Source organism: Kineococcus halophytocola (assembly GCF_041276425.1).
GTDB lineage: Bacteria > Actinomycetota > Actinomycetes > Actinomycetales > Kineococcaceae > Kineococcus > Kineococcus halophytocola.
Genome location: NZ_JBGFTU010000035.1, coordinates 1 through 16,217, shown reverse-complemented (window position 1 = coordinate 16,217; position 16,217 = coordinate 1). Strand labels below are relative to the sequence as shown.

At 74.1% G+C, this 16,217-nt stretch carries 18 protein-coding genes and 1 tRNA gene; 11 read left to right on the top strand and 8 right to left on the bottom strand.

What is annotated here, in order from left to right; translation table 11 throughout:
* Positions 1-128: 128 nt before the first annotated feature.
* A complete protein-coding gene (locus AB2L27_RS19560) occupies positions 129-806 on the bottom strand; it encodes a hypothetical protein (RefSeq protein ID WP_370443167.1) in 678 nt (225 codons plus the stop codon).
* A gap of 159 nt (positions 807-965) precedes the next feature.
* On the opposite strand from AB2L27_RS19560, the gene AB2L27_RS19555 reads away from it, so the two are divergent.
* The 5 genes from AB2L27_RS19555 to AB2L27_RS19535 all read left to right on the top strand — a co-directional run bounded on the left by AB2L27_RS19555 (position 966) and on the right by AB2L27_RS19535 (position 6,059).
* Positions 966-2,180: a PucR family transcriptional regulator gene (locus AB2L27_RS19555; protein ID WP_370443166.1), complete on the top strand. Its 1,215-nt coding sequence runs from the start codon at positions 966-968 to the stop codon at positions 2,178-2,180.
* 155 nt (positions 2,181-2,335) lie between these two features.
* Positions 2,336-3,301 carry an ACP S-malonyltransferase gene (locus tag AB2L27_RS19550; RefSeq protein ID WP_370443165.1) on the top strand — a complete coding sequence of 322 codons (966 nt, stop codon included), beginning with the start codon at positions 2,336-2,338 and terminating at the stop codon, positions 3,299-3,301.
* Positions 3,298-4,344, top strand: a complete 1,047-nt coding sequence (locus tag AB2L27_RS19545) for a beta-ketoacyl-ACP synthase III (protein ID WP_370443164.1) — start codon at positions 3,298-3,300, stop codon at positions 4,342-4,344. Before AB2L27_RS19550 ends, AB2L27_RS19545 begins: the two co-directional genes overlap by 4 nt.
* A gap of 87 nt (positions 4,345-4,431) precedes the next feature.
* Positions 4,432-4,677: an acyl carrier protein gene (locus AB2L27_RS19540; protein ID WP_366172058.1), complete on the top strand. Its 246-nt coding sequence runs from the start codon at positions 4,432-4,434 to the stop codon at positions 4,675-4,677.
* A 101-nt stretch (positions 4,678-4,778) separates the two neighbouring features.
* Positions 4,779-6,059, top strand: a complete 1,281-nt coding sequence (locus tag AB2L27_RS19535; RefSeq protein WP_370443163.1) for a beta-ketoacyl-[acyl-carrier-protein] synthase family protein — start codon at positions 4,779-4,781, stop codon at positions 6,057-6,059.
* Positions 6,060-6,098: 39 nt separating this feature from the next.
* On the opposite strand, the gene AB2L27_RS19530 is transcribed toward AB2L27_RS19535, so the two are convergent.
* Positions 6,099-6,605 carry a DUF3145 domain-containing protein gene (locus AB2L27_RS19530; protein ID WP_370443162.1) on the bottom strand — a complete coding sequence of 169 codons (507 nt, stop codon included), beginning with the start codon at positions 6,603-6,605 and terminating at the stop codon, positions 6,099-6,101.
* Positions 6,606-6,868: 263 nt separating this feature from the next.
* Here AB2L27_RS19530 and AB2L27_RS19525 point away from each other — a divergent pair, with 263 nt between their 5' ends.
* Both AB2L27_RS19525 and AB2L27_RS19520 read left to right on the top strand, forming a co-directional pair.
* Positions 6,869-7,294, top strand: coding sequence for a hypothetical protein (locus tag AB2L27_RS19525; protein ID WP_370443161.1), 426 nt, complete (start codon positions 6,869-6,871; stop codon positions 7,292-7,294).
* Between the two features lie 34 nt (positions 7,295-7,328).
* Positions 7,329-7,976 (top strand): hypothetical protein, encoded by a 648-nt coding sequence (locus tag AB2L27_RS19520; protein ID WP_370443160.1) that lies wholly within the window; start codon positions 7,329-7,331, stop codon positions 7,974-7,976.
* Positions 7,977-8,107: 131 nt separating this feature from the next.
* Here the strand turns inward: AB2L27_RS19520 and efeB are convergent, their stop codons facing one another.
* From efeB to efeU, 3 genes are read right to left on the bottom strand one after another with little or no spacing between them, the layout of a single operon-like run.
* Positions 8,108-9,364: an iron uptake transporter deferrochelatase/peroxidase subunit gene (efeB, locus tag AB2L27_RS19515; RefSeq protein WP_370443159.1), complete on the bottom strand. Its 1,257-nt coding sequence runs from the start codon at positions 9,362-9,364 to the stop codon at positions 8,108-8,110.
* Between the two features lie 10 nt (positions 9,365-9,374).
* Positions 9,375-10,526 (bottom strand): iron uptake system protein EfeO, encoded by a 1,152-nt coding sequence (gene efeO, locus AB2L27_RS19510; RefSeq protein WP_370443158.1) that lies wholly within the window; start codon positions 10,524-10,526, stop codon positions 9,375-9,377.
* Positions 10,527-10,556: 30 nt separating this feature from the next.
* Complete coding sequence (gene efeU, locus AB2L27_RS19505) at positions 10,557-11,387, bottom strand: iron uptake transporter permease EfeU (RefSeq protein WP_370443157.1); 831 nt, start codon at positions 11,385-11,387, stop codon at positions 10,557-10,559.
* Positions 11,388-11,601: 214 nt separating this feature from the next.
* Here efeU and ilvA point away from each other — a divergent pair, with 214 nt between their 5' ends.
* A complete protein-coding gene (gene ilvA / locus AB2L27_RS19500) occupies positions 11,602-12,918 on the top strand; it encodes a threonine ammonia-lyase IlvA (RefSeq protein WP_370443156.1) in 1,317 nt (438 codons plus the stop codon).
* 38 nt (positions 12,919-12,956) lie between these two features.
* Positions 12,957-13,238, top strand: coding sequence for a thioredoxin family protein (locus tag AB2L27_RS19495; protein ID WP_370443155.1), 282 nt, complete (start codon positions 12,957-12,959; stop codon positions 13,236-13,238).
* Positions 13,239-13,274: 36 nt separating this feature from the next.
* On the opposite strand, the gene AB2L27_RS19490 is transcribed toward AB2L27_RS19495, so the two are convergent.
* The 3 genes from AB2L27_RS19490 to AB2L27_RS19480 all read right to left on the bottom strand — a co-directional run bounded on the left by AB2L27_RS19490 (position 13,275) and on the right by AB2L27_RS19480 (position 15,069).
* Positions 13,275-13,348: transfer RNA gene (locus AB2L27_RS19490), tRNA-Ile, on the bottom strand.
* A gap of 21 nt (positions 13,349-13,369) precedes the next feature.
* Positions 13,370-14,557, bottom strand: a complete 1,188-nt coding sequence (locus AB2L27_RS19485; protein WP_370443154.1) for a tyrosine-type recombinase/integrase — start codon at positions 14,555-14,557, stop codon at positions 13,370-13,372.
* 2 nt (positions 14,558-14,559) lie between these two features.
* Entirely contained in the window at positions 14,560-15,069 is a 510-nt protein-coding gene (locus AB2L27_RS19480) for a hypothetical protein (protein WP_370443153.1), read from the bottom strand.
* Between the two features lie 170 nt (positions 15,070-15,239).
* Here AB2L27_RS19480 and AB2L27_RS19475 point away from each other — a divergent pair, with 170 nt between their 5' ends.
* Positions 15,240-15,428, top strand: a complete 189-nt coding sequence (locus AB2L27_RS19475; RefSeq protein ID WP_370443152.1) for a helix-turn-helix domain-containing protein — start codon at positions 15,240-15,242, stop codon at positions 15,426-15,428.
* 20 nt (positions 15,429-15,448) lie between these two features.
* The coding region (locus AB2L27_RS19470) for a bifunctional DNA primase/polymerase (RefSeq protein WP_370443151.1) at positions 15,449-16,217 on the top strand (769 nt) is incomplete at its 3' end.

Sequence of the window (16,217 nt, the reverse complement as noted above, 5' to 3'; positions counted from 1 at the left end):
CGCTCACCCGGGGGGGGGGCCCGCCGGGGCGGGGGGGGCACCCCCGCCCCGGGGGGCCGCTGCCGGTGGACCCGGGCGCGGGGCGCGGGCCCTGGACCGTCGCCCGCGTCCCGGCCGGCTGAGCCCGCTCAGCGCGAGGCGCGGGCGATCTGCTCCTCCAGCTCGGCGCGCAGCCGGTCCACCCCGGCGGAGTCGGGGTGCATCCCCAGGGCCTTGAGGTGCCGGCGCGCCTCGGACAACCGGCCCGCCTCGATGGCCGCGGCCACGAGGTGCCGGCCGGCCTGCAGGTCGTGCTCGCGCGGGCGCCAGTGCCCCACGCCCAGCGAGAGCGCCTCGTCGTTCATCCCGGCCTCGCGCAGCACCCCCAGCGCCGCGGCCAGCGCCCGCCCGGACCCGTCGCGCTCGGCCGCGATGCCCAGCCGGCGCAGCGCCGCCTCGTGGTCGTCGGTCAGCGACAGCCGGCCCAGGACCAGCAGCGGACGCCACGCCTGCGGGCTCTGCGCCATCTCCTCGGCCAGCGCCCACTCGGCGTTGTCGGCGGCCCGGCGCACCTCCTCCGGGCCCGAGGCCCCCGCGGCGTCCTCCTCGCGGGCCTGGGCGGCGCGGGTGCGGACGAGGTCGGCCAGGGCCTCGAAGGCCGTGGCGTCGTTGGGGTCCTCGCGCAGGACCTCCCGCAGCTGCGCCTCGTTGACGACGGGTTCGGCGTGCCGGGCGCGCCGACGGGACCGCCGCCCCGGCGGGCGGGTCGCGGGCCGGGACCCGGCACCTCCCGGAGCGGGCTTGCGCCACCGGTCGAGCAGTCCCATGCGTCCCCTTCCGTCCGTCCCTCCGAGGCGAGTCCTCGGGATCTTCGGCGGGTCACCCGTCGCCGACCCTAGTCCAGACGGGCGAGGTCAGCCCGCCCGTGCCGGCCCCGGGCGGCGGCGGCCCCCGGCGTGGGCACGGGCACCCCCTAGGCTTCCGGAGTGCCGAAGGAACCCACCGAGCTGTCGCCCGCGACGGTCCGACGGCTCGAGCAGGCGCAGGGCTCCTTCGCCTCGGCGATCGCGGCCCGGATGGACTCCGCGCACCCCTGGTACGCGCAGCTGCCGGCCGACGAGCGGTCCTGGGTGGGGCTGGTGGCCCAGGCCGGTTTCGGCGACTTCCTGCGCTGGCTGTCCGAACCGGACCCGGACGTGCTCGTGGGCACCGCGGTCTTCGGCACGGCCCCCCGGGAGCTGATGCGGTCGGTCACCCTGCAGCAGACGGTCGAACTGGTGCGCACCGCCATCACGGTCGTGGAGGAGGGCCTGGACGCCGTCGTCGGCGACGGGGAACCGGTCGAGCAGGTCGCCGCGCGCGAGGCACTGCTGCGGTACTCCCGCGAGGTGGCGTTCGCCGCGGCCGCGGTCTACGCCCGGGCGGCGGAGTCGCGTGGCGCGTGGGACGCCCGGCTGGAGGCGCTCGTGGTCGACGCCGTCCTGCGCGGGGACGGGGAGGACACCATCGCCTCCCGGGCCGCGGCGCTGGGCTGGGCGCTGGACACCGCGACGACGGTCGTCATCGGGCCCTCGGGGGAACAGACGTCGGCCGGGGCGGTGGCGCGGGTGCGCTCGCTGGCCCGCCAGGCCGGCGGCGAGGCGCTCGTGGGGGTGCAGGGCGACCGCCTGGTCGTGGTCCTGACGGGCGAGCTGGACGTGGGGGCGACCGCGGACCGGCTGGCGCGCACCGAGTTCGGTCCCGGCCCGGTCGTGGTGGGGCCGACGGTCGCCAGCCTGCCCGTGGCCGCCCGCTCGGCCCGCGCGGCGCAGGCGGGGGTCGTGGCGGCGCGGGCGTGGCCGGAGGCGCCGCGGCCGGTGCTGGCCGACGACCTGCTGCCCGAGCGGGCCCTGTCGGGGGACGCCACCGCCCGCCGGGCCCTGGTCGACCGCGCCTACGCCCCCCTCGTGGACGCCGGGGGCGCGCTGCTGGAGACCCTGACCGCCTACCTGGCGCACGGGGGGTCCCTGGAGGCGTGCGCCCGCTCGCTGTTCGTCCACGCCAACACCGTCCGGTACCGGTTGCGGCGGGTGGCGGAGGTGTCGGGGTGGACGCCGTCGGCGCCGCGGGAGCGCTTCGTGCTGCAGACGGCCCTGGCGCTGGGCCGGTTGTCGCAGGCGGGGACGGGGTCCCGGGCCGACGGGACACCACCCACCCGGTGACGAACCTCCACCCAGCGTGCCCAGACGGTCTCGAACGGTGACGCGAGGGGCGCCGGTCACCGGGAGGCCACTTGGAGGATCCCTACAAGACACGGGCGTGAAGTCGGTGAGCGTCGTGACCGTGATCCGCCGGTCCCGACCGGCAGGCTGACCCGGTGCTCGTCTTCGTCTTCCCCGGTCAGGGCTCCCAGTCGCCCGGCTTCCTCGCCCCCTGGCTCGAACTGCCCGGTGTCGCGGACCGGCTGCGCTGGGCCTCGGCCGTCGTCGGCGACGACCTCGTGGCGCACGGCACCGTCTCGGACGCCGAGACCCTGCGCGACACCGCGGTGGCCCAGCCCCTCATCGTCGCCGCCGGCCTGCTGGGGCTGCGCGAGCTGCTCCCCTCCCCCGCCGACCTCGCCGGGGCGGCCGGGGCCGTGGCCGGGCACTCCGTCGGGGAGCTGACGGCCGCCGCGGCGACCGGGGCCCTGACCCCCGAGCAGGCGCTCGTCCTGGTCCGCGAGCGCGGCCGAGGCATGGCCGCGGCCGCGGCCGCCCGCCCCACGGGCATGAGCGCCGTGCTCGGCGGGGACCCCGAGGAGGTCACCGCGAGGCTCGCCGCGCTCGAGCTGACCCCGGCCAACGCCAACGGCGGCGGGCAGACGGTGGTCGCCGGCACGACCGAGGCGCTCGCGGCCCTGGCCGCCGACCCGCCCGCCAAGGCCCGCGTCGTCCCCCTGCAGGTCGCCGGGGCCTTCCACACGCAGCACATGGCCCCCGCGGTCGGCGCCCTGGAGCGGCTGGCCGCCGGGATCGACCCCGGCACCGCCGCCGTCCCGATCGCCGCGAACGCCGACGGCGAGCTGGTCACCGACGGCGCGCGGTTCCTCCAGCGGCTCGTCGCGCAGGTCAGCCGGCCCGTGCGCTGGGACCTCGTCACGCAGACGTTCGCCCGCCTGGGGGTGACCGGGCTGATCGAGGTGCCCCCCGCGGGGACGTTGACCAACCTGGCCAAGCGCACACTGAAGGGCGTGGACGTCCTGGCCCTGAAGACGCCGGACGACCTGGACAAGGCCCGGACCATGATCACCGAGCACGGTGGCGTGGCCGCGACGCTGACCACGACGGAGGCCGCCCTGTGACCGCGATCAAGACCGCCCCGACCCGCGAGGCCCGCCTCCTCGGCGTGGGCGCCCACCGCCCGCCGCGCGTGATCGACAACGAGGAGGTGTGCACCTGGATCGACTCCTCCGACGAGTGGATCCAGCAGCGCACCGGCATCCGGACCCGCCGCTGGGCGGCCCCGGACGTCTCGGTCGTCGACATGAGCGAGGACGCCGCGGCCAAGGCGCTGGCGCAGGCCGGGCTCACCGGCTCCGACGTCGACGCCGTCATCCTGGCGACCGTCTCCCACCCCTACCAGACCCCGGCCGCCGCCGCGGTCGTCGCCCACCGCCTCGGCGCCACCCCCGCGGCCGCCTTCGACGTGTCCGCGGGCTGCGCCGGGTTCTGCCACGGCGTCGCCGTCGCCGCCGACCTCGTGCGCGGCGGGACCGCCCGCAACGTCGTCGTCATCGGCGCGGAGAAGCTGTCGGACTTCACCGACCAGCACGACCGCTCGACCGCGTTCCTCTTCGCCGACGGCGCGGGCGCCGTGGTCGTCGGGATCGGCGAGGAGGCCGGCGTCGGTCCCACGGTGTGGGGCTCGGACGGCGGGCAGGCCGACCTCATCCGGTCGAAGTTCTCCTGGCTGGAGCTGCGCTCGGCCCAGCAGACCGACGCCGCCCTCGTGGCCGAGGACCCGGCCGAGGTCGGTGACGTGGACCGCTGGCCCTTCCTGGAGCAGCAGGGCCAGTCGGTGTTCCGCTGGGCGGTCTGGCAGATGGCGCCGGTGGCCCAGGCCGCGCTCGACGCGGCCGGGGTGGGCGCGCAGGACATCGACGTCTTCGTCCCCCACCAGGCCAACGCCCGGATCATCGACGCGATGGTCAAGCAGCTCAAGCTGCCCGAGAGCGTCCACGTCGCCCGCGACGTCGTCGACATGGGCAACACCTCGGCCGCCTCGATCCCGCTGGCGCTCGAACGCGCGATGGCCGACGGGGACGCCCCCTCCGGTGGTCTCGCGCTGCTGATCGGTTACGGCGCGGGCCTGTCCTACGCCGCCCAGGTCGTCCGGCTCCCGTAGCCGGTCGCGTTCTCCTGGCCGCGAAATCCCGCGGTCAGGCCGTTCCGGTGGCCCAGGCGGGCCACCGTCCACATGGAGGAGCCACGCATGGCCAGTGAGCAGGAGATCCTCAGCGGTCTCGCCGAGATCGTCAACGAGGAGACGGGCCTGCCCACCGACAGCGTCCTCGCGGACAAGTCGTTCACCGACGACCTCGACATCGACTCCCTGTCGATGATGACGATCGTCGTCAACGCCGAGGAGAAGTTCGGCGTCCGCATCCCGGACGAAGACGTGAAGAACCTGCGGACCGTGGGCGACGCCGTCGCCTACATCTCCCAGGCCCAGGGCTGACCGGCCCGACCCGCTGGACCCGGCCGGCCCGCCACCGGGGGCCGGCCACCCCCCGCAGGACCCACGCACGCCGTCTGAGTTCCAGGAGGAGCTGACCGACCATGACCACGACCCCGTCGACCCCGTCGACCGCGACGACCTCGTCGCGCCGAGTCGTCGTCACCGGCCTGGGCGCCACGACACCGCTCGGCGGCGACGTCCGCACCAGCTGGGAGGCCGCGCTCGCCGGCCGTTCCGGGGCGCGCCTCATCGCCGACGACTGGATCACCGAGCACGAGCTGCCGGTGACCTTCGCCGCCCAGGCCGCCGTGCGCGCCGACAGCGTGCTGGAACGCCGCGAGATCAAGCGCCTGGACCCCTCGCAGCAGTTCGCCGTCATCGCCGCCCGCGAGGCGTGGGCCGACGCCGGGTCCCCCGAGGTGGACCCGTTGCGCCTGGGCTCGGTCGTGGCGACGGGCATCGGCGGCATCTGGACCCTCCTGACGGCCTACGACACGCTCAAGGAGAAGGGCGCGCGCCGCGTCCTGCCCCTGACCGTCCCCATGCTCATGGCCAACGGCCCGACGGCCGCCATCAGCATCGAGTTCACCGCGCGCGCCGGGGCGCACACCCCCGTCAGCGCCTGCGCGTCGGGGGCCGAGGCCATCGCCTACGGCGCGGAGATGATCCGTTCCGGGCGCGCCGACATCGTCATCTGCGGCGGCACCGAGGCGGCCATCCACCCGTTGCCCATCGCCTCGTTCACCTCGATGCACGCCATGTCGCGGCGCAACGAGGACCCCGAGCGCGCCTCGCGCCCGTTCGACACCGCCCGCGACGGCTTCGTCCTCGGTGAGGGGGCGGGCATCCTCGTCCTGGAGTCGGAGGAGCACGCGCAGGCCCGCGGGGCCCGCGTGTACGCCGACGTCCTGGGCACCGGCCTGTCGGCCGACGCCTACCACGTCGCGGCCCCCGAACCGGAGGGCGCCGGCGTCAGCCGCGCCATCCTCGACGGTCTGCACCAGGCCGGGGTCAGCGGTGCGGACATCGTCCACGTCAACGCGCACGCGACGTCGACGCCCGTCGGTGACGTGGCCGAGGACAAGGGGCTGCGCCTGGCCCTGGGCGAGGCCGTGGACGGCATCGCGGTGTCGGCGACGAAGTCGATGACGGGTCACCTGCTCGGCGCGGCCGGTGCGGTGGAGAGCATCTTCACCATCCTGGCCCTGCGCGAGCGGATGGCGCCCCCGACGATCAACGTCGACGACCTCGACCCCGAGGTGACGCTGGACGTCGTGCGCAAGGACCCGCGACCGCTGCCGTCCTCGGGCACGCTCATCGGCCTGAACAACGCCTTCGGCTTCGGTGGCCACAACGTCAGCGCGGTGTTCGCCTCCCGCTGACCCCGCTCCCCGGGCGCCGCGCGCGCCCGGGGCGGTGCCTCAGCCGACCTGGTGCAGCCAGCGGACGGGGGTGTCGTCCCCGGCGTGGCGGAACGCCTCCAGCTCGCAGTCCCAGGCCTCCCCGACGGCCAGCGCGAGCGCGCGACGAGCGCCCGCGGCGTCCCCGGAGCTGAGCAGGTCCATCGCGGCGTGGACGCGGTCCTCGGGCACCTGCACGTTGCCGTGCACGTCGGTGGCGGCGTGGAAGATGCCGAGGGCCGGGGTGTGGCTCCAGCGGCCCCCGTCGCAGCCCTGGGACGGTTCCTCGGTGACCTCGAAGCGCAGGTGGGACCACCCGCGCAGGGCGGAGGCCAGCAGGGCCCCCGTGCCCTGCGGCGCCTGCCAGGAGTACTCGGCCCGCAGGCAGCCCGGAGCGACCGGCTGGCCCGTCCAGTCGAAGGACGCGCGCACACCGAGGACACCGCCGGCGGCCCACTCGATGTGCGGGACGAGCGCTCGCGGTGCGGAGTGCACGAAGAGCACGCCGCGGGTCGTCGCACCGGACATGCCGTTGTCTCCTTCTGCGTCGGTGTGAGGAACGTCTTCCCCTACGACCTCACGTCACGCAGAACGACTGGCAGCGGTGCTCTGACTACACGTCGTGCTTCTCCGTACCCGGCCATCATGCCCCACCGATCACGCCCGGGACCACCGCCACGCACAAGTCCTCCACCGGCGTGTCCGCACCGGCGTGCCCGGTGCGCTCAAGTCCGCCGCCACCGTGCCGAAGGACCACTGGCAGAGGACGACACCGTCGAGGGAGGGACCCCGTGGACGACCAGCTCACCCGGACCGCGAAGCGCTCGGCCGCCGGCGAGGTCTCCGAGGTCATCCGGCCGGCGGCGATCGTGCCGGAGGAGGCCGCCCGCTCCGTCCTGGTCGAGCTGGCCCTGCGCGACGTGCAGAACGGCGGCGTCTGGCAGGCCGGCCCGTCGCTGTGGAGCCGCTACGACCGTCCCTGGCACGGGGCGGACAACGCCGCCGGCGCCGAGCTCATCGGCCGCATCCACGTCGCCTACGGCACGCCCACCAAGTACGAGATCACGATCTACCGCGTCACGGTGACGCTCTTCGGCAGCCAGCTCGGCTGGAACGTGGAGTCGCTGTGCGACGAGGCGCTCGGCCACGGCGGCCTGCGGCTGCAGGACTGCCCGCGGGCGAGCATGGCGGCGCCCCCGCCGCCCTTCCGGGGCTGAGCGGACCACCGCGACGGGTGGCAGCATCTCCCCCGTGCCCGATCCCGTCCCACCCCCGCGCCGGCACCACCGTCCCGCCCTGCCCGGGGACGAGGCGATCGTCGCCCTGTCCGGCGGCGTGGACCCCTCCGCCGTCCAGGAGGCCGCGCACGCCGCGGCCAGCGCCCTCGTCCACGGGGCCCGCAGCGCCCGGGACGCCGAGGTCACCCGTCGCGTGGTCCGGCTGGCCCAGGACGAGGGCCTGGAGGTCATCGCCGACCTGTGGGCCGACGCCCCGGCCGACTCCCTGGCCGGTGCCCTGTGGCGGCTGTACGTGCTGCGCACCTGGGTGCACCGCCAACCCGTGGCGGTCTCCCGCCAGTACGCCGAGGGGCGCCGCCACGCCCCCGTCCTGGAGGTCGTGGCCGGTGTCGCCGACCCGCCCGGCCCGCAGGAGGTCGCGACGGTCGTCGACCAGGTCCTGCGCGGGGTCGCCGAGGGCGACTTCGCGGTGACCCTGGAGCGGGCCGCGGCGTTCTGCCGCATCCTCGCGATCGGTCGCGCCCACCACGCCGACTCCGGCTGGATCGCCGCCGAGGACGAGGCCGGAGCCGTCCTGACCCGCTCGGCCGCGCGGCTCGTGCGCACCGCCGAGCAGCTCGAGCACGTCGCGCTGCGGTGGCGGGCCGGCGAGCTGGGGTGACCGGCGGGTCGGGTGCACCGGGACCGGCTCGTTACAATGGAGACGCGTCGGGCCGCGGTAGCCCCGGGTCCCAAAGAGAAGCCGCTACGAGCGGCCGTGCGCCGTGAGGCGCTTCCCGGTCCGGCGCACCTTCAGCTCAGCAGCCCCTCGCCCCAGGCCCCGCCCTCGCCGGTGCCGGGCGGGCAGGCGAAGATCCCCGACCCGGTGTGCTTGAGGTACTCCGTGAGGGCGTCCTGCGAGCCGAGCCTGCGCTGCACCGGGACGAACTGCCGGTGCGGGTCGTTGCCGAAGACGATGAAGAACAGCCCCGCGTCGAGCTGGCCGGTCGCGAGGTCCAGGCCGTCGGTGTAGGAGTAGCCGCGCCGCAGCATCTTCACGCCGCCGTTGGTCTCCGGCGCTGCGAGCCGGACGTGCGCGGCGACGTCGATGGCCGGCTTCCCGTGGACCGTCGCGGCCAGGTCGAGGGCGTCGAACTCCCGCGTCCCCGACAGCGGTGCGCCGGTCTCCTTGGCGCGGCCGATGACGCGCTCCTGCTCGCCCAGGGAGGCCCGGTCCCAGGCCTCGATGAGCATCCGGATGCGCCGGGCCACCAGGTACGTGCCGCCGCGCATCCAGTCCTGGTCCGCCGCGGGTGCGCCCTCGCCGCCGACCCACACGTGCTGGTCCAGGTCGGCGGTGTCCTCGGCGCGCAGGTTGGCGGTGCCGTCCTTGAACCCCATGAGGTTGCGCGGCGTCGGCTGGGCCGCCGCGGTCGTCGAGGTGCGCCCGAAGCCGAGCTGCATCCACCGCACGCGGACCGTGCCGCGCCCGATGCGCACGAGGTTGCGCACGGCGTGGAAGGCGACCTGCGGGTCGTCGGCGCACGCCTGCAGGCACAGGTCCCCGCCCGTCTTCGTGGGGTCGAGCTGCTCCCCCGGCAGCGCCGGCAGCTCCTCCAGGGCGGCCGGCCGGCGGTCGGCCAGGCCGAACCGCTCGTCGAACAGCGAGGGCCCGTACCCGAGGGTCACGGTGAGGTTGGCGGCCGGCAGCTCGTGCGCCTCGCCGGTGTCCTGGGGCGGTTCGTCGGCCGCGCCGCCGAGCCCGCCCGGTCCGCCGACGGGGACGCCCGTCGTCATCGTGGCGGCGGCGGCGCTCCAGCGCTGCAGCACGTCGGCGAGGTCGCCGGCCCGCCTCGTCGTGACGTCGAGGGCGGCGAAGACGAGGGAGTCCTGGGCCGGTGTCGTGATGCCGGCCTGGCGGGAGCCGTGGAAGGGGACGGTGCGCGCCGGGGCGGGCGAGCCGGCGGCCGGCCGCGCCGCGACCGAACTCACCCCGGCCCCGATCCCGGCGGCGCCCACGACCGCGGCGCCGGTGAGGACGCCCCGGCGGCTGGGACGGAGAGGGCTCATCGGGGTGACCTCACTGGTTCGCGGCGCCGACGACCTTGCCGGACACCTGGGAGAGCGGTTCGGCGACGGCGTCGACGGCGGTGGCCAGGTCCCGGACCTGCTCCGGCGTCAGCTCGGTGTAGAGGGCGTACCCCTCGCCGCGCCGGTAGGGCTGCAGCGCCGCCTGGACGTCGTCGAAGCGGCCCTGGATGGTCGTGACGAGGTCGGCGTCGGTGACCTGCAGCGCCGGGACGAGCAGGTTGAACGCCGTCCTCGAACCCTCGACGTTGGCCGCGACGTCCAGCAGGTCCAGGTGGGAGTACGCCTCCTCCTCCCCGGTGACCTTGGAGGAGGCCACCTCGTCCAGCAGCGCGGAGGCGCCGTTGGCGAGGTCGGCGGGCTGGTACGTCGTGGTCTGCACGAGGGTGTTCAGCCGCTCCACGTCGGCGACGAGCTGCTGGGCCACCGGGGCCATCCCCTCGGTGGTGCCCTGCTCGAACAGGGCCCGCTCGATGCGGTGGAACCCGGTCCAGGTCGAGGGGTCGGCCACGTCGGCGATGCGGGCGTCGATCGTCGGGTCGAGGTCGCCGAAGCTCTCCGCGACCGGCTCGATCCGCTCGTAGGGCACGCGGGCCGGCCCGTAGAGCTCCTTGGCCCTCGCGACGTCCCCGGCCTGCACGGCGGCGGCGAAGGCACCGGTGGCGGTGACGAGGTCGGCGACCTGCTGCTCCACGTAGTCCTGGTAGCCGCTGGTGGCGGCGGCGAACAGCGGGTCCTCGGTGCCGGCCGGGGCGGCACCGGTGACGGTGAACGGGGAGGTGTCGGTGGCGGCGTTGGGGCACTGGATCGTGTAGTCCCCGGCCTCCAGCTGCAGGGAGAAGGTGCCCGTCAGCCCCGGCGTGAGGTTCTCCCGCTCCCCGAGGATCCGGCCGCCGGCGTTGACCAGCTCGGCCTCGGTGACGGCACCGGCGCCGGAGTTCACGACCTGGAACGAGGCCGGCCCGGCGGGCACGGAGTCCGGCTCGGCGGTGCAGCCGTCGTCGGTGAGGGTGACCGTGACGGTCCCCTCCGCCGCCTCGCCGCCCGAGGTCCCGCCGGCGGCGGAGGACCCGCCGCCGCAGGCGACGAGCAGGAGCAGCGGGGCGGTGGCGAGGGCGAGGAGGGGACGGGACGTCCGGATCACGGAGTGGGCCTTTCTCGGGTGTGCGTGGGGTCAGGCGCCGACGCGCTGCGGGGCGGCGCTGGGCGTCCGGGGCCGCAGGACGACGGCGAGCATGGGGACGAGGTAGACGACCCAGCCGATCAGCTCGGCGGCCGTGGGCCGGGGCTGCCAGCCCAGGACACCGGTCAGCAGCGCCGAGCGGACGGTGCCGGGGGTGACGACGGCGGTGAGGTCGAGGACCTCCTGCTGACCGGCCAGCAGCCAGCCCGCCTCGTAGGCGGTGTGCGCGGCGGACATCACGAGCCCGGCGGCGACGAGGACGAGCACGACGCCGGTCGCGCGGAAGAGCCGGGCGAGGTCGAGGCGGATCCCGCCGCGGTACAGCAGGTAGCCCAGGACGACCGCCAGCGCGATGCCCAGGCTCGCCCCGAGCGCGCCCTGGGCGTTGCTGCCGGAGGCCTGGTAGGTGGCGAGCAGGAAGACCGACGTCTCCAGCCCCTCGCGCAGCACGGCGAGGAAGGCCATGGCGACCAGGGCCCACGAGGTGCCGCGCGCCAGCGCCGAGGAGGCCGAGGCCTCCAGGTCGGTGCGCATGGTGCGGGCGTGCCGGGTCGTCCAGACGACCATCCAGGTGACCATCGCCACCGCGACGAGGGCGAGCACGGTCTCCAGCTGCTCCTGCTGGCGCTGGGGCAGGGACCGCGTCGCGGCCTGCAGGGCGGCGGCCACGCCGACGCACAGCAGCACGGCGGCCACCACCCCGGTCCACACGAACCGCAGAGCCCGGCGCTGCCCGCGCTGGACGAGGAAGGCCGCGACGACGCCGACGATGAGCGACGCCTCCAGACCCTCCCGCAGCCCGATGACGAACGTGGCGAGCACGGTGCACCTCCTCCACCCGTGGTCCAGGACGCACCTCCGGTGAGGTGAGCCTGGCCGAAGATAGCGCCGCCTCACCTCACCGGAACCCGCCGCGGCCCCGGTGTGGCCGACATCACACGCGGCGCAGGAACTCGGGACCGAGCCCCACGTTGAGACCTCCCTGTGCACGACCCCTGGTGGCCACGCGCCGGGCCGGCGGGGCAGGATCGTGCCCATGTCGATCGAGGCCGTGCCGTCCCCCTCGTCCGCGCGAGCACCCGGGCAGGAGCCGATCGCCCTGCCCACCGCCGCCGACGTCGAGGCCGCCGCCGCGCGCCTGGCCACGGTCGTCGTCCGCACCCCGCTGGCGACGAACAGCCGCTGGTCGGCCGAGCTCGACGCCCACGTGCGCGTCAAGCGCGAGGACCTGCAGGCCGTGCGCTCCTACAAGCTGCGCGGCGCCTACAACCTCGTCGCCCAGCTCGACGGCGACCAGCGCGCCCGCGGCGTCGTGACCGCCAGCGCCGGCAACCACGCCCAGGGCCTGGCCTACGCGTGCGCCGCCCTGCGCGTGCGCGGACGGATCTACGTCCCGCGCACCACCCCGCGCCAGAAGCGCGACCGCATCGCCGCCCTGGGGCAGGAGTTCGTCGAGACGATCGTCCTGGGCGACACCTACGACGACGCGGCCGCCGCCGCCGCGCAGGACGCCGTCCGCTCGGGGGCCACGATGGTCCCCGCCTTCGACGACGCCCGCACCCTCACCGGCCAGGGCACCGTGGCCGTCGAGGTGGTCGAGCAGCTCGCCGCCCTGGGCGAGAACCCCCCGGACGTCCTCGTCGTGCCCGTCGGCGGCGGCGGGCTGCTCGCCGGGGTCCTGACGTGGGTGCGCGAACGGCACCCGCACGTGCGCGTCGTCGGGGTGGAACCCGAGGGCGCCCCGTCGATGGCCGCCGCCCTCGCCGCCGGTCACCCCGTGCGCCTGGAGGAGCTGGACACCTTCGTCGACGGGGCCTCGGTCCGCCGCGTCGGGGACGTCACGCACGCCGTCGTCGCCCAGCACCCGGTGGAGCTGGTCACCGTCCCCGAGGGCGCGATCTGCGTGGAGATGCTCGCGATGTACCAGACCGACGGGATCATCGCCGAGCCCGCCGGCGCGCTGGCCACCGCGGCGCTCGCCGGGTACGTCCGCGTCGAGCCGGGTCAGGACGTGGTCGCCGTGGTCTCCGGCGGCAACAACGACATCTCCCGGTACGCCGAGATCGTCGAGCGGGCCCTGGTGCACGAGGGCCGCAAGCACTACTTCCTCGTGGAGTTCCCCCAGGAACCCGGCGCGCTGCGGCGCTTCCTCGACGAGGTGCTCGGCCCCGACGACGACATCACGCTGTTCGAGTACGTCAAGCGCAGCAACCGCGAGTTCGGCCCGGCCCTGGTCGGCATCGAGATCCCCGCCCCGGACGCGCTGCCGGGGCTGCTGGCACGGATGGACGCCGCTCCCCCGACGTTCGAGAAGATCTCCGCCGACGACCCGCTGTACCGCTACCTGCTCTGACCCGGAAGCCCTCGCCCCCGGCGGACGTTGACACGGTCGTGGTGGTCGAACTGTGGACGTCGGCGTTCTGCGCGCCGTGCCGGGGCGCGCGACGGGTCGTGCAGCAGGCGGCCGATCTGGTCCCGGCCCTGCGACCGGTCGAGGTCGACGTCGCCTCCGACGTCGAACGCGCTGCGGCCGAGGGGATCGCGGGAACGCCGACCGTGGTGCTGCGGGACGCGGACGGGCGTGAGGTGTTCCGGGCGGCCGGTGTCCCGACGCTGCCGCAACTGCTCGCCGCGGTCGCGGGGACCCTGCCCCCGGCGGACCCGACCTCCTGAGGTGACCCGCCGGTCGCCGCCCGGACGGGGTGCGGGTGGGGCGGGTGGGGCTCGAACCCACGACCGAGGAATTATGAGTTCCCTGCTCTGACCGACTGAGCTACCGCCCCTGGTGAGTACATCATCGCAGGTCAGAGACCTGCGGAGCCCCCCACAGCCTTGAGCCTACCGGGCTCGTTCGGAAGCTCGTTCGGTGCCTGTTCGGTGAGAGCCAGCCGAGCGGCCTCAGCAGCCGCTCCGAGGGCATCCACCCAGCGGTGGGTGTCCCCCGGGTACAGGTGGCCGTAGCGGTCCATCGTGAAGGCCACCGAGGTGTGGCCCAGCATCTCCGACAGCACCTTGACCGGAGTCCCCGCCTGGATGTGCAGCGAGGCGCAGGTGTGCCGCAGGTCGTGGGGACTCACCATGTCGCCCTTCTTCTGCTGGGCTACCCCGGCCTTGCGGATCGCCGGGTCCATCACCCGTCGCCGCCAGTTGTTCGCGCGCCACAGCCCACCCTGCGGGGCGGTCAGCAGGGGGTCCGCCTCCCCCTTGCCCGCGAGCTGCTCAGCAAGCATCGGCACTAGCCAGGACGGCACCGGCACGGTGCGGACGGAGCTGCGAGTCTTGGGCGTCTCCACCCGCAGAACGCCACCCTCATCCACCACGGTCCGGCGCACGCGAAGCTCACGGCGCAGCTGGTCGAAGTCGCAGACCCGCAGGCCGGCCACCTCCCCCGAGCGCAATCCGCACCACGCCATGACGTGGAGCGGAAGCACATCGGCCCCCTTGCAGTGGCTAGCGACGGATTGAACCTGTTCGAGCGACAGGAAGCGGGACTCCCGATCCCGCTCTGCCTTGCTGGGCAGAGAGGGAAGCCGCACCTTGTCAGCAGGGTTGGACGGGATGCGCCGGGAGAACACCGCCAGGTCCAGCACCTGCTTGAGCACGAGGTGGGCCAGGCGGATGCGCGAAGCGCTAAGTCCCGAGGCGTGCAGATTGGCCACCCAGCGAACCACTCCCTCATGGGTCACCGCAGACAAAGGCAGCTTGCCAAACGTCGGAACGACCTGGCAGCGCAGCAGCCGCTCGTATGCATCCCGGGTGGACTTCTTGACATCCAGCTTTCCGGCTAGCCAGTCCTGGCCGTACTCAGCCACCGTCACCGAGCCGGACCGGGGGTCCAGCCACTCTCCTCGCTTGACCTGGCGCTCTTGCTCATCCGCCCACTGCTGCGCGTCCCTCTTGCGAGCGAACATACGGGTGGCCTCACGGCCGTCGGGCTTGACGTAGACCCCCTGGTAGCCGTCGCGGCCCTTGGGCTGACGCACGTACGCCATGACTACTCCCCTCCCTGGTCGGTCGTGGTCTCAGCCGAGTGGCCGAGCAGGCGTCGGGCGTCCTTGGTGAGGCTCCCCAGCGACTTTCCGTTCGGACGCGTCAGGAGCCCCATCTCCCTACACCGACGCACACGCGCAGAAAGTGTGTTGCGGCTGATGCCGCTCTCACCGGCCAAGAATTGCAGCGGGTTGCGCGTACCCAGCGCCACGTTGACGTAGATCATCGCGAACCGGGCCCATTGCTCAGGCGTCTCGACTCTTCCCAGGACCGCCGCCAGGTCGTACTCCCGGCGCAGCCAGTCCAGCCCTAGGCGGCCGAACTCCCCTCGGACCTCGGCCAGCGGCAAGCTCCTGACGACCTCAGTGGTGATGCCATCGGTCTCTTCGACCGCAAGGTAGTTGCCCTCCTCATCTGGGATGGCGACGAGCCGGAGCTCCAACGCACCAAGGCTCGTCGGGCCGGGGATAGCGATACCGAACTGTGCGCGCCATCCGGGCGCCTCGTAGGACACCCATGTTCCGTACTTGTCATCTGCAGGAGGTGAAGCGTCCGTGCGCGTCCACTCGCGTACTTGCGTCATGACCACAGCATGACACGGGACCTTGCACTTGCCAAGTGCTGTGTGCTGTACTCGACACACGGCACCCGCAGGACGCGTGTGCCACGACTGGAGAGAACACCATGAAGACCGCCACGACCCCCGAACCCCTCGTCAGCGGCGAGTACGCCGCTGCGTTGCTCGGCAAGGACGAGCGCTGGCTCAGGAACAACGCAGGCCGCTTGCGCCTCCCGCGCTACAAGATCGGACAGCAGTACCGGTACCGGCTGTCCGAGATCTCCGCGTGGATCGACAGCCAGGCCACCCGATGAGGCAGCCAACTCCGCAGCAGGTGCTGGCCCTCGCTAGGGCGGTCACCACCAAGAACGCATTGCTGTTGGATGCCGCAGGACGCGCTCAGCAGGGCGACAACGGCAATGCACTCTTCGTCTCACTGGAGCAGGCCGTGGCCTCGGGCCACGCCTTCACCGTAGAGCCCCGAGAGGGCCTCATCGCCCTCGACGTGGACACTGTGGACGGCGAGCTGCCCGCCTGGCTGGACCAGGCGCGCGTCTTCTGCGCTGATCAGGGCTGCCACCTGGTCGAGGTCACCTCTGGAGGAGCCAGTGGAGGCCGGCACCTGTGGGTCGTCCTGCCCGTGGGCTGGGGCAACCGCGACTTCGCAGACGCCTTGCGTCAGGCGGTGCCGGCCCTGGCGACCAAGGAGCAGTCCAGGCAGGTACGACACACCCAGGCCACCCGCCCGCCCCTGTCGATCCACCGCAGCGGCTCCCAGCCGCAGCTGGTCTCCCCCACCACGGTGGACGCCGCACTGCAGCTCCTGACTGGACCCCGCCCCAATCAGACCAACGGCATCAGCCCTGGGATCCAGCAGCTGCTGTGCGAGGGGACCGACCGCGGCCGGGACGTTGCACTGTTCTCCATCGCGCTCAGCTTCGTCAACGCCGGCTACACGTTCACCGACTACGAGTGGGCCCTGGAGCGTTCCCGGTTTCGTGGACACGGGATTAAGCTGCAAGTTGCGCGATCTCGTCTAGATGCCGATACCCTAACTCAAACTCCCGCGGCGTCAAGTATCCCAGCGCCGAATGACGTCGGAC

Excerpts from the sequence above, each read along its gene's own strand:
- AB2L27_RS19560 (WP_370443167.1), bottom strand. The coding sequence starts at position 806 with ATGGGACTGCTCGACCGGTGGCGCAAGCCCGCTCCGGGAGGTGCCGGG.
- AB2L27_RS19540 (WP_366172058.1), top strand. The coding sequence starts at position 4,432 with ATGGCCAGTGAGCAGGAGATCCTCAGCGGTCTCGCCGAGATCGTCAAC.
- AB2L27_RS19535 (WP_370443163.1), top strand. The coding sequence starts at position 4,779 with ATGACCACGACCCCGTCGACCCCGTCGACCGCGACGACCTCGTCGCGC.
- AB2L27_RS19530 (WP_370443162.1), bottom strand. The coding sequence starts at position 6,605 with ATGTCCGGTGCGACGACCCGCGGCGTGCTCTTCGTGCACTCCGCACCG.
- efeB (WP_370443159.1), bottom strand. The coding sequence starts at position 9,364 with ATGAGCCCTCTCCGTCCCAGCCGCCGGGGCGTCCTCACCGGCGCCGCG.
- ilvA (WP_370443156.1), top strand. The coding sequence starts at position 11,602 with ATGTCGATCGAGGCCGTGCCGTCCCCCTCGTCCGCGCGAGCACCCGGG.
- AB2L27_RS19485 (WP_370443154.1), bottom strand. The coding sequence starts at position 14,557 with ATGGCGTACGTGCGTCAGCCCAAGGGCCGCGACGGCTACCAGGGGGTC.
- AB2L27_RS19475 (WP_370443152.1), top strand. The coding sequence starts at position 15,240 with ATGAAGACCGCCACGACCCCCGAACCCCTCGTCAGCGGCGAGTACGCC.